11 protein-coding genes and 1 pseudogene are annotated in these 11,192 nt (G+C 72.6%); 4 read left to right on the forward strand and 8 right to left on the reverse strand.

Translation table 11 applies throughout. The annotated features are described in order from the left end of the window. Both AC2CJA_RS18105 and AC2CJA_RS18110 read left to right on the forward strand, forming a co-directional pair. A partial coding sequence (locus AC2CJA_RS18105; RefSeq protein ID WP_484603740.1) for a transposase occupies positions 1–280 on the forward strand: 280 nt, incomplete at its 5' end. A 230-nt stretch (positions 281–510) separates the two neighbouring features. Continuing rightward, positions 511–1,908 (forward strand): annotated as a pseudogene (locus tag AC2CJA_RS18110) (chitinase); the annotation flags it as partial. A 430-nt stretch (positions 1,909–2,338) separates the two neighbouring features. Here AC2CJA_RS18110 and AC2CJA_RS18115 read toward each other — a convergent pair. From AC2CJA_RS18115 to paaA, 8 genes are all read right to left on the reverse strand, one after another. Continuing rightward, positions 2,339–3,187: an alpha/beta hydrolase family protein gene (locus tag AC2CJA_RS18115; RefSeq protein ID WP_484603741.1), complete on the reverse strand. Its 849-nt coding sequence runs from the start codon at positions 3,185–3,187 to the stop codon at positions 2,339–2,341. Further along, the gene (locus AC2CJA_RS18120) at positions 3,177–4,031 is read right to left on the reverse strand and encodes a tryptophan 2,3-dioxygenase (protein WP_484603742.1); all 855 of its coding nucleotides are present in this window, start codon (positions 4,029–4,031) and stop codon (positions 3,177–3,179) included. The genes AC2CJA_RS18115 and AC2CJA_RS18120 overlap by 11 nt, the downstream gene beginning before the upstream one ends. A gap of 101 nt (positions 4,032–4,132) precedes the next feature. Further along, positions 4,133–4,909: an SDR family oxidoreductase gene (locus AC2CJA_RS18125; protein ID WP_484603743.1), complete on the reverse strand. Its 777-nt coding sequence runs from the start codon at positions 4,907–4,909 to the stop codon at positions 4,133–4,135. A 68-nt stretch (positions 4,910–4,977) separates the two neighbouring features. Continuing rightward, on the reverse strand, positions 4,978–6,141 hold the full coding sequence (locus AC2CJA_RS18130; protein ID WP_484603744.1) for a 2Fe-2S iron-sulfur cluster-binding protein: 1,164 nt from the start codon (positions 6,139–6,141) through the stop codon (positions 4,978–4,980). Positions 6,142–6,149: 8 nt separating this feature from the next. Further along, complete coding sequence (gene paaD, locus AC2CJA_RS18135; RefSeq protein WP_484603745.1) at positions 6,150–6,626, reverse strand: 1,2-phenylacetyl-CoA epoxidase subunit PaaD; 477 nt, start codon at positions 6,624–6,626, stop codon at positions 6,150–6,152. Between the two features lie 92 nt (positions 6,627–6,718). Continuing rightward, positions 6,719–7,516: a 1,2-phenylacetyl-CoA epoxidase subunit PaaC gene (gene paaC / locus AC2CJA_RS18140; protein ID WP_484603746.1), complete on the reverse strand. Its 798-nt coding sequence runs from the start codon at positions 7,514–7,516 to the stop codon at positions 6,719–6,721. Next, entirely contained in the window at positions 7,500–7,811 is a 312-nt protein-coding gene (paaB, locus tag AC2CJA_RS18145; protein WP_484603747.1) for a 1,2-phenylacetyl-CoA epoxidase subunit PaaB, read from the reverse strand. Before paaB ends, paaC begins: the two co-directional genes overlap by 17 nt. Beyond that, the gene (gene paaA, locus AC2CJA_RS18150) at positions 7,808–8,902 is read right to left on the reverse strand and encodes a 1,2-phenylacetyl-CoA epoxidase subunit PaaA (RefSeq protein ID WP_484603748.1); all 1,095 of its coding nucleotides are present in this window, start codon (positions 8,900–8,902) and stop codon (positions 7,808–7,810) included. Before paaA ends, paaB begins: the two co-directional genes overlap by 4 nt. Positions 8,903–9,240: 338 nt before the next feature. Here paaA and AC2CJA_RS18155 point away from each other — a divergent pair, with 338 nt between their 5' ends. Continuing rightward, positions 9,241–9,492 carry an acyl carrier protein gene (locus AC2CJA_RS18155; protein ID WP_484603749.1) on the forward strand — a complete coding sequence of 84 codons (252 nt, stop codon included), beginning with the start codon at positions 9,241–9,243 and terminating at the stop codon, positions 9,490–9,492. After that, a complete protein-coding gene (locus AC2CJA_RS18160) occupies positions 9,492–10,970 on the forward strand; it encodes a class I adenylate-forming enzyme family protein (RefSeq protein WP_484603750.1) in 1,479 nt (492 codons plus the stop codon). The genes AC2CJA_RS18155 and AC2CJA_RS18160 overlap by 1 nt, the downstream gene beginning before the upstream one ends. Positions 10,971–11,192 lie beyond the last annotated feature (222 nt).

An 11,192-nucleotide genomic window follows, 5' to 3' on the forward strand; every position in this document is an offset into this window, starting at 1 on the left:
GACGCCCGAGTGGAAGACCCGATACGCGGTCCGCTCCGGAGTGGAGAGCACGGTCAACGAGTTCGCCCACGGCCACGGCATGCGCCGCTGCCGCTACCGAGGACAGGGAAAAGCCCACGTCCAGCACGTCCTGACGGCCATCGCCGTCAACATCGAGCGCCTCAGCGGACTGTCACCGACCGAGGAAGCACCCCCTCCCCGCCAGCCGACTGCCTTCCAGAACTACCTCGACCAGCGCGAGATCCCCCGGCCAAAATCCTGGCGCACCCTGGGCACCTGACCTCGGAAACTCCAAGATCCCCGACAGAGTCAAGCTGGAACGAGGGCGCGAAACCGTTCACCTGGACCGCGACCGCCGGCGAGGTCCTCGCGAAAGTCCGACTCGTCGCGACCAACATGAAGAAACTCGTCAATAACAACTCGAACTGGCATGAACAGGATCACGAGATACTAGGGCATACAGGGCAATACGCCTAGACCAAACGCCCTCTCAGAACGCGCTCCCCCACCACCGTCCACACCCACGGCTGGCACGGCCAGAACGCCTACCACGTGGACGACGTCGCCCTCACCGGCCCCGGCGGCGACCCCGGCGACCCCGACCCCCAGCCCCCGGCCGCACCCGGCACCCCCACCGTCGGCGCGACCACCTCCTCCTCGGTCACCCTGAACTGGAACGCCGTCGACGGCGCCACCGGCTACACCGTCTACCGGGACGGAACCAGAGCACTGTCGGTACAGGGCACCTCCGCCACCGTCACCGCACTGGCGGCCGCCACCTCCTACGAGTTCCGCGTCAGCGCCGTCAACGGCGCCGGCGAGTCCGCCAAGTCCGCCCCCGTCACCGCCACCACCGACCGGACCGGCGACGGCGGCGGCCCCGACAGCGGTCTGCCACGCCACGCCCTCGTCGGCTACCTCCACGCCAGCTTCGCCAACGGCTCCGGCTACACGCGCATGGCCGACGTTCCCGACACCTGGGACGTCATCAACCTCGCCTTCGGCGAGCCCACCTCCACCACCTCCGGTGACATCCACTTCGCGCTCTGCCCGCCGAGCGAGTGCCCGAACGTGGAGACGGAAGAGGAGTTCAAACAGGCGATCAAGGCCAAGCAGTCAGCGGGCAAGAAGGTCCAGATCTCCATCGGAGGCCAGAACGGCCAGGTCCGCCTCACCACCACGGCCGCACGCGACGCCTTCGTCCGCTCGGTCACGGCGATCATCGACGAGTACGGCCTCGACGGCCTCGACATCGACTTCGAGGGCCACTCCCTGTCCCTGGACGACGGCGACACCGACTTCGAGAATCCCAGGAGCCCGGTCATCGTCAACCTGATCTCGGCGCTGAGGACCCTCAAGGCCCGCTACGGCGAGGACTTCATCCTCACCATGGCCCCCGAGACCTTCTTCGTGCAACTGGGCCACCAGTACTACGGATCGGGGCGGTGGGGCGGCCAGGATCCACGCGCCGGAGCGTACCTGCCGGTCATCCACGCATTGCGCGACGACCTGACGCTGCTGCACGTCCAGAACTACAACTCCGGCCAGATCATGGGGCTGGACCGCCACTACCACACCATGGGCAACGCCGACTTCCACATCGCGATGACCGACATGCTGCTGACGGGCTTCCCCGTCGCGGGCGACCCCGGCAAGATCTTCCCTCCGCTGAAGCCCTCGCAGGTGGCGATCGGCCTGCCCGCGACCAGCCGGGCCGGTGGCGGGCACACCAGTCCCGCCGAGGTCACCAAGGCGCTGGGCCGTCTCACCAAGGGCACGGCCTGCGGCACCTACCGGACGCACGGTACCTGGCCCGACCTGCGCGGCCTGATGACATGGTCGATCAACTGGGACCGCTACGGCGGTTGGGAGTTCTCACGGAACTTCGACGGCTACTTCGGACCGTGAGCGGCCGGGGCGCCCCCGGGACCGAACCGCTGAACTCGTACGGCGGCAGCGGCACGCGGCCAGGCCGGCTGCCCGCAGCGTGCCGCAGGGCATCGGCCGGGGTGACTCGTGAACCGCTTGCCGGACCACGGCTCTCCCGGGGCGCCCCTCGTCCGATGCCCGTCCGCGACCTGACTCACCAAACGACTCGTCCAGGAACCGCGCCCGCAGCGCGACATGACCGGCCACCAGCTCGGAGAAAGTCATCCCCGTCGCCGGTCCCACCGACCGCTTCGCCTTCGCCGGATCGGCGCCGTACTCGGCGAGGAACCTCCCCGCGTGCGGCTCGAACTCCGGGCGGCCGCTCCCCCTGCCCGGCGGCGCCCGTCACCGCGGCCGAGCAGGGAGTCGGGCCGCGCGGCCTGTTCGCCGGGGGCGGTGAGGGAGATCGTCACGCCAGGGGGGCTTCTCGGTCCTCGCCGGCCGGGCGTCGCGCGCCGAAGGCGGCCGACATCTCCCCCAGGGTGTCGGCGACCGCGCGGGCGCCGGGCGCGCCCGGTTCGATGAGCGTGTAGTGGCCCGTTCCGGGCAGCACGACGGTCTTCAGGTCACGGTGCACGGACGCGTAGTCCGCGAACTGGGCGAGCGGGACCTCCTCGTCGACGGCTCCGTGCAGCAGCACGGTGGGGACGCCGGTCGTGCCCGCCTCGCGCAGCAGGGTGAGGGGATCGACCGACGGCAGCCGCTGCTCGAACAGGGCCTCATCGCCCAGGAGTTGCAGGGCGGCGCCGTTGCTGAGGCCGTCGCGGCGGGTGGCGGCGAGGTCCGTGATCGGGGCGAGCGCCAGCACGGCGGTCGGCAGGCCGCGGGTGTGCCAACGTGACCCCGGGGGCAGCAGGCCGCGAGCCGCGCACCACAGGGCGAGGTGACCGCCCGAGCAGTGGCCCGCCAGGACGTACGGCCGTCCCCGCGGCAGGGTGTCCACGATCCGCGCGATGTCGTCGAACGTCTCCGGGTAGCCGCCGGCGCCGCCGGACCGGCGAAAGCCCGGGAGCAGGACGTCGAAGCCCCGCTGCGAGAGGTACGCCGCGAAGGGGGTCAGATGCATCCGGTCGTAGCGCCAGTAGCCGCCGTGCAGCAGGATCACCAGCGGGGCGCCGGGGTCTTCGGCGGGCCAGGCGTCGTAGACCTGGTGCGGGTGGTTTCCGTAGGAGCCGTGCACCGGTGCCAGTACCGGCCTCAGACTCAGGACCCGCTTCTCCTCCTCGGCCGCGAAGGCGGATATCGTCCTAGACGCCACCGCGTACCTCCCACAGTTCGGGAAAGACCGGGCGGGTCGCGCGCCGCTCGAGCCAGGCGAGCCCGGTGGACCCGGCGCTGCCGCTCTTGGCGCCCATGGCACGGCGTACGACCATGACGTGGTCGAAGCGCCAGCGTGCCAGGAGTTCGGCGATGTCGGTGAGCAGTTCGCCGAGGGCGAGCAGCGGGTCGTGCTGCGGGCCGGTGTAGACCTGCCGCCAGGCTTCGACCACACCCGGATCGCAGTTGTGGGGTGTGGCCACGTCCCGGTCCCGGACGTGGCCGGGGATGGGCAGACCCTGCCGGTACAGGAAGGACAGCACCTCGTCGTAGAGGGACGGTTCGCGGTAGGTCTCGCCGAGCGCCTCGTGGACCGCGGTGTCACCCTGGTGCAGGCGGAGCATTTCGGCGGACTTGTCACCCAGAAGGAACTCCATGTGCCGGTACATGGCCGACTGGAAGCCGGACGCCTGGCCGAACGCGGCCCGGAAACCGTTGAACTGGGCGGGCGTCAGGGTGGCGATCGGCGCCCAGGAGGCGTTGAGGGCGGTCAGGACACGGCGGCTGCGTACCAGCGCGTCCATGGCGGCGTCCAGGTCGTCCTTGGCGAAAGCCGTCCTCGCGGTGCGCCATTCGTGGACGATCAGGGTGAACCACAACTCCATCACCTGGGTGGTGACGACGAAGCTCATCTCGTCCGGGGCGTCGGTGAGGGGGCGCTGCAGCGTGCTGAGGACGGACGCGCTCACGTAGGTGTCGTAGGGGCTCGCCCCCGGAAAGGGCCGGGTCGGCGGGTCGAGGTCGTCGGCGGTGGGCGGGACGGGAGCCGTCGTGCTGTCGTTCATGGCATCTCCTAATGCTGCCGCCGGCCGGGAGTGCGGCCGTGCGGCCAGGGCGGGGGCCGCCGGTCGTGCGGCGCGGGGAAGCGGTGCCGCGAGCGGCTTTCTCAGACGCCGAGGTGGACGCCGCCGGAGGCGTCGATCCACTGGCCGGTCACCCAGCGGGCGTCGTCGCTCGCCACGAAGGACACCACGTCGGCGATGTCCGCGGGAGCGCCGAGCCGGCCGAACACGGAGGCGTCCGAGTACCTCTGGCGGATCTCCGGGATGCTCAGCGTGGGGTTGATCTCCGTCTCGGTGTAGCCGGGCGCGACGCTGTTCACGGTGATGCCCCGGGGGCCCAGTTCCTGGGCGAGGGAGAGAGTGAGGTAGTCCAGGGCGGCCTTGGTCATGGTGTAGGCGACGATCGGGGGGAAGGCCACGCGGGTGGCCACCGAGGAGACGTTCACGATCCTGCCGCCGTCGCGCAGCCGGTCCAGTCCGCGCTGGACGATGAAGAACGGCGCCTTGGTGTTGATGGCGAACGCCCGGTCGTAGTCCGCCTCGGTGACGTCCGCGATCCGGCGCGGAAGGGTGATGCCGGCGTTGTTGACGAGGATGTCCACGCCGGGTCGCGCGTCCTGCTCGGCCAGAGCCCGGTCGAAGGCCTCCCAGAGCGTGTCGGCATCGCCGGGTGTGCCGAGTTCGGCGTGGACGGGGAAGGCTAGGCCGCCGTCGGTCTCGATCTCCTTGACCGTGCGCTCGGCCGACGCCCGGTCATGGCCATAGTGGACCGCCACGAGGGCGCCCTCGCGGCCCAGGCGGCGGCTGACGGCCCGGCCGATGCCGCGGCTGCCTCCGGTGACCAGGGCGGTCTTGCCCTCGTGTCGCAGGGTGGTGGTCAACGTCTTCTCCTTCGGGTGGGTGGGGTGGGACCAGGGGTGGAACCGGGGTGCGACGGGCGTGCACCGGGTCATGCGTCGAAGTCGAGGGTGAGTTCGGTGCCGAGCGGCCGGGCCCGGCACACGAGCGTGTATCCCGTGGCCAGTTCCTCGGCGTGGAGGGCGTACTGGGGGTCCGCCGTCACCCGGCCGGACAGGACCCGGGCCCGGCAGCTGCCGCACACCCCCTCACGGCAGGCGTAGGGCACGTCGGGGTGGGTGCGCAGCAGCGCGTCCAGGACCGAGGCGTCCTCGGGCCCGGCGGTCGCCAGGCGGCGGTGACCGCCGAGCAGCGCGGTGACGCGGGTGCGGCGCGGGGCGGCCGCCGGACCGGGCGGCGCGCTCCTTGGCGACGTGTCGGCGGGAGTGAACAGCTCCGAACTGATCCGGGCCGGGTCGGCGCCCCACGCCGTGAGCGCCCGGCGCACCGCGACGACCATGCCGGCCGGGCCGCACAGGGCGAACGTGGTGCCCGGGCCGGAGTGGGCGTCGACCGCGGTGAGCAGGCGCGGCAGCTTCACGTCGTCGATCCGTCCGCCCGGCAGACCGCTGCCGTGCTCCCGGGTGAGGACGTACAGGACGGTGAAGCGGTCGACGAACGAGTCCTTCAGCCCGGACAGTTCGTCGGCGAGCAGGGCGTCGGCGGCCGTCGGGACCGAGTGGATCAGGGAGACGCGGCAGGCGGGGTCCTGGCGCAGCGCGGCGGCGGCCATGGCGGCGAGCGGTGTGATGCCGGAGCCGCCCGCGATCAGGACGTGATGGCCGCCGGGCTGACCGGGCAGGGCGAAGGCGCCCGTGGGCGGGGAAAGCTCCAGGACGTCGCCCGGTGACAGGCCGGTGACGGCGTGAGCCCCGAAGCCGTCGGGGGCGCCGCGGCGGATCACCAGACGCAGTGCGGCCGGGTCGGCCGGCGGAGGGCAGACCGAGTAACTGCGGCGCAGTTCCGCACCGGCACGGTGGTGCCGGATGACGACGTGCTCACCGGGCCGGTGGGTGAAGGCGTCGCGCAGGGTATCGGGCACCTCGAGGGTGACCGCGACCGCGTCCTCGGTGAGGTGCCGGACCTCGGCTACCGTGAGCCGGTGCCAGCCGGTACGCCGGCCCGTGGTCCGGGGTCGGCCGGGGGATCCCGTGCGGGGGGCTGTGGGCGTGGTGGCGGGGGTGGTGCCGGGGCCTGCGGTGGTGGGGGTGTTCACGGTCGGCCTCACAGCGCGCTCAGGTGGGGGAACAGCTCGTGGCACGCCGTGCACCGCAGCACGGACTGGCAGCGGGCCGGTCCGAAGGGGCTGTGCGGCCTGGTGGCGCGGGAGCCGCAGTGCGGGCAGGGCACCTCGGCCAGTGCGACGGGGACCGGGCCGTTCGCCGGCGCGGGTACGGGCGGGGCGATGCCGTGGGCGGCGAGCTTCTCCCGTCCGGCCGCGGTGATGCGGTCCGTCGTCCACGGCGGGGACAGCGTCTGCCGGACCCGCCCCCCGGGGTGGCCGCCCGCGGCGAGGACGTCCCGGATCGCGGAGACGATGGTGGGCAGTGCTGGGCAGCCCAGGTAGGTCGGGGTGATCTCCACTTCGAGCACTCCGTCGGCGGCCGGGGTGACGGAGCGGACCACGCCGAGGTCACCGAGGCCGATCATCGGCAGCTCCGGATCGGGCACTGCCTCCACCAGGGCCCGGATCTCCGCCACCGTGCGGGCGGGGCGCAGGGGTGCGACGGGGTGGGGCGCCGGGGGTGTCGTCCGGGGCGGTGCCGACCCCGTCGCCGGAGGGGTCGGGCCGTTCACCAGCGACCTCCCGGGAACTGGCGGTGCACCGACTGCAATTCGGCGATCAGCGCTCCGAACTCCTCGGTGTGCAGTCCCGCCCGTCCGCCCCGTGCCTGCCAGCTCGGGGTCGGCACGGTCAGACCCGCGCGGTTCACGACCTCGCTCACGCGTCGTTCCCACACCGAGTGCAGCGGGGCCGGCGAGGGCACCGTGCCCGCCGCCGCGAGGTGGCGCACCACCGTGTCCTCCTCGAACAGTTCGGCGGTGTAGGGCCATATCCGCTCCAGGCCCCGTTGCGCACGGCGGGAGCTCTCGGGGGTGCCGAGCCCCAGCCGCAGCGTCCAGTTGTCGGCGTGCATCCGGTGGAAGGCCACCTCCCTGGCGGCCCGCTCCCCGAACGCGGCCAGCCGGGCGTCCGCACAGTCGGCCAGGGCCTCGTAGTACAGGACCGCGTAGTGGGTGTAGGCCAACTGGCGGGCGACGGTCACCGCGAAGTCCCCGCCGGGCAGTTCGGTCAGCAGGGCGTTGGTGAACTCCCGGTCGGAGCGGGTGAAGGCGAAGTCGTCCTCGGAGCGCCCGGTGCCGTCGGCGTGTCCGCTGAGGGTGAGCAGCGTGCGGGCGTGGCCGATCAGGTCGAGGGCGATGTTGGACAGGGCCATGTCCTCCTCGATGGTCGGCGCACGCGTGATCCACTGACACAGCCGCTGGCCGAGGACGAGGGCGTCGTCGCCCAGTCGCAGCAGGTGCACGGCGAGGCGGGCGTCGAGGCGGACGGTTTCGGTGGTGGGAGCCGGGTCAGTCGGGGTGGTCACCGTCGGGGCCTTTCTCGGTCAGCGGCGCGAAGTGCTCCGGATACCGGTAGGGCTTGTGGCGGGCGCCCGTGAAGTACGGGTCGTGTTCGTCCGGGGAGACCGCGTGTACGGCTTCCGAGCGGACCACCCACAGTGACAGCGGGTCGCCGCGCCGGGTGTACAGGTCACGGGCCCGCAGCAGGGCCGTTTCGGCGTCGGCGGCGCGTACGGATCCCACGTGCTGGTGGGCTAGGCCCCGGCGAGGCCTGAGGAAGACCTCCCAGGAGGCCGGGGCGCCCTCCCGCCGCCGGCTCATACGCGCTCACCCGCCCGGTCCCGCGCGGTCTCTCCCGGGGCCACGTCCGCCCCCGTGTCCGGATCCGGGTCCGCATCCGAGGGCGGCCCGGCGGCCTCGGAGCGCGCGGCGTACGCGGCGGACGCCTCCCGTACCCAGGCGCCCTCCTCGTGCGCCGCGCGCCGGTGCGCGACGCGTTGCCGGGACCAGTGCGTGTCGTCGCCGAGCGCCGCTCGGTAGACGTCCCAGTCGACGGGGGTGAAGTCGTAGTGTCCGCGTTCCTCGTTCCAGCGGACCGCCGGGTCCGGGAGGGTGAGTCCGAGGCGTTCGGCCTGGGGGACACAGCTGTCGACGAAGCGCTGGCGCAGTTCGTCGTTGGTGTGGCGCTTGATGCCCCAGGCCATGGCACGGCGGGAGACCGCGGCGCCGAGTGCCGCGGTGCGGGCGCCGTCACCGTCACCGTCGGTCCGGGTGTCGGGCGGCCCGAACATCAGCGCCACGGCCGGCAGCCACCAGCGGTTCACCGCGTCCTGGGCCATCGCCTTCTGCTCCGGCGTGCCTTCGCACAGGGCGCGCATGAGGTCGTATCCCTGCCGTACGTGGAAAGCCTCCTCCTGGCAGACGCGGCGCATCGCCCGGGCGTACGGCCCGTAGGAGGTGCGGCACAGGGGCGCCTGGTTGATGACGGCGGCGCCGTCCGTCAGCCAGGCGATGGCGCCGGTGTCCGCCCATGTCAGCGCGGGGTGGTTGAACGTCGCCGAGGCCCGCTGCCGGCCCTGGTGCAGGGCGTCGAGCAGTTCGGCCCGGTCCACGCCCAGCGTCTCGGCGGCGGAATAGAGGTACATCCCGTGCCCGGCCTCGTCCTGGACCTTGGCGATGAGCACCGATTTGCGGTGCAGGGAGGGGGCCCGGGTGAGCCAGGCGCCCTCCGGCTGCATGCCGATGATCTCGGAGTGGGCGTGCTGCGCGATCTGACGGATCAGCATCCGGCGGTAACCCTCGGGCATCCAGTCGCGGGGCTCGACGGTCGCCCCCGCGGCGATGAGACCGTCGAAGTGCGCGAGCAGTTCGTCCTGCGCGGCGGGAGCGGCGGCGGTCTGCCGTGCGCTCATGCGCCGCCTCCGCGGCCGGTCTCCGCCACGGCCGGCACGCCCCGGCCCTCGAACCGGGTGTATGGCCTGGGCACTGGCATCACTCCTTCGGCACTTCCTCGGGCTTCGGCCGCCCGGCGCGTCGTGGCGCCCGTCCCGCCGGGCGGGCGGCGCGCTCTCCCCTCTCGGGAAGAGGCTCCGCGCGGGTCCCGCTATCCCCGCGCCGGGCGGTGCGGGCGCGTGACAAAGCTCACACCGGACCGCGGGGATCGCCGCACGCCGCGCGGGCCTCTTGTTCGGGTGACACGGGACCCGCGAAATCCGCTCGACGGCCACCGGCCGTGGCGAAAGGGGAAATCATGAGCGCCATCAGGGAGTTGCTGGTCGAACTCACCGGTACCGCGGAGTTCGCCGACGCCGAGCGGGTCGGTGACGACGTCGACCTCGCCGCGAGCGGCATCGACTCCGGCGACCTGGTGCGTCTGGTCCTGCTCGTCGAACAGCGGCTCGGTGTGGAGATCACCGCCGACGACATGGAGAGGCTGCGCACGGTCGCCGACTACGAGCGGTTCGTGGCCGAGCGTTCCACCGCCGGCGCCGGCGGTGCGTGATGTGGCTGACGCAACTGCTGGAACGCAACCGGCAGTGCCGGCCCGACCGGTTGGCGCTGGTCGACGAGCGGCGCCGGATCACCTGGTCGCAGTTGCACGACCGCACACTCGAGCTGGCCCGGGGACTGGCCGGTCTGGGCATCGGGCGCGGCGACCGCGTCGCGGTGCTGTCCAAGGACCGCGTCGAGGTCCTGGAGGCCTACTTCGCGCTCGCCCGGCTCGGCGCGCTGTTCGTCCCGCTGAACCACAGCCTGGCCGTGCCCGAGGTCGCCGGCATCGTCGAACGTGTCGGAGCGGTGGCCGTCATCGGCGAGTCGGACCTGCTGGACCGGCACCTGGAACTGCCGGCATCGGTGCGGATCAGAGTAGCGCTGGACGAGCCGGCGTTCAGGGCGCTGGGCGCCCCGGCCACCGGGCGTGACCTGCCCGAGGTGGCCGACACCGACCCGATCGCCGTACTGCACACCTCGGCGACCACCGGGCAGGCCAAGGGCGTCACGGTCGACAGCGGTTCGTTCCGTGCCATCGCCCTGGGCTGGCTGGCCGTGGTGCGTCCCACCGACGACATCGTCATGGTCAACTGCTGCCCCCTGTACCACGGCAGCATGGTGGTGTCCCTGACCTACCTGGCCGCCGGCGCCACCGTCGTGCTCATGCCCGGCTTCACCCCGCAGCGGGCACTGGCTGCGGTGGAGGAGCACCGCGCCACCCACATGTGGCTGGTCCCTCAGATGCTCCGCTTCATGCTCCAGGCCAAGGGCACCGCACGCGCCGACCTGTCCTCGCTGCGGGAGGTCCTCTACGGCGCCGCCCCCATGCCCCTGGATGTGTACGCCGCGGCCGTGGAGCGCCTCGACTGCGGTTTCCGGCAGGTCTACGGCATGACGGAGGTCGGCGGGCCCTTCGTCACCCTCGGCCCCGACGAGCATCCGGCCCCCGGAGACGTCACCGCCCGCATCCCCTGCGGGCGCGTCGTTCCCGGCATGTCCGCCCGCCCTGTCGACGAGGCCGGGCGGGAACTGCCACGCGGCGAGATCGGTGAGATCGTCGTGCGGGGACCGGGTGTGATGCAGGGTTACTGGAACGACCCCGAAGCCACGCGCGAGATCGTCCTCGACGGCTGGATCAGGACCGGTGACCTGGGCTTCGTGGACGACGCGGGCCGCATCCACCTCGTGGACCGCACCAAGGACGTCATCATCCGGGCGGGCCAGAACGTGTATCCCTCGGAGATCGAGCGCGCTCTCATGTCCCACCCGGCGGTCCGGGACGCCGCGGTCGTCGGCATGCCCGACGACGACTACGGCGAGGTGCCGCTGGCGTACGTCGCCGCCGAGCCGGGCACGCGGGCCACGGACCTGCTCGCCCACGTCGCACGGCAGCTCGCGCCCTACAAGCGCCCGCGGCGGGTGGAGTTCGTCGAGCAGGTGCCCCGCAACCCCGCCGGGAAGATCGTCAAGAAGCTGCTGCGGGTCTGACGGATGTGCCCGCGGCGGTATCCGCCTCCGGCGGCCGGCCGTCTTCCGGATGTGTCCCCCGGCGTGGCGGCAGGCTCGTACGGCGAGGTGGCCGCCCGGCTGCTCCCGCCACGACCCGCGTGGGCGTCGGCCGGGCTCGGGCTGGGCCTGGCCGTCACCTCGGACCCCCGGGCCGTCCCCGCCGGACCCGCCGAGGAGGCCGCGGCCGCGACGATGCCGCCG

Source organism: Streptomyces sp. ATLC9, assembly GCF_057196705.1.

Coding starts and splice junctions, on each gene's coding strand:
- AC2CJA_RS18120 (WP_484603742.1), bottom strand. CDS start 4,031: ATGAACGACAGCACGACGGCTCCCGTCCCGCCCACCGCCGACGACCTC.
- paaB (WP_484603747.1), bottom strand. CDS start 7,811: ATGAGCCGGCGGCGGGAGGGCGCCCCGGCCTCCTGGGAGGTCTTCCTC.
- paaA (WP_484603748.1), bottom strand. CDS start 8,902: ATGAGCGCACGGCAGACCGCCGCCGCTCCCGCCGCGCAGGACGAACTG.
- AC2CJA_RS18155 (WP_484603749.1), top strand. CDS start 9,241: ATGAGCGCCATCAGGGAGTTGCTGGTCGAACTCACCGGTACCGCGGAG.
- AC2CJA_RS18160 (WP_484603750.1), top strand. CDS start 9,492: ATGTGGCTGACGCAACTGCTGGAACGCAACCGGCAGTGCCGGCCCGAC.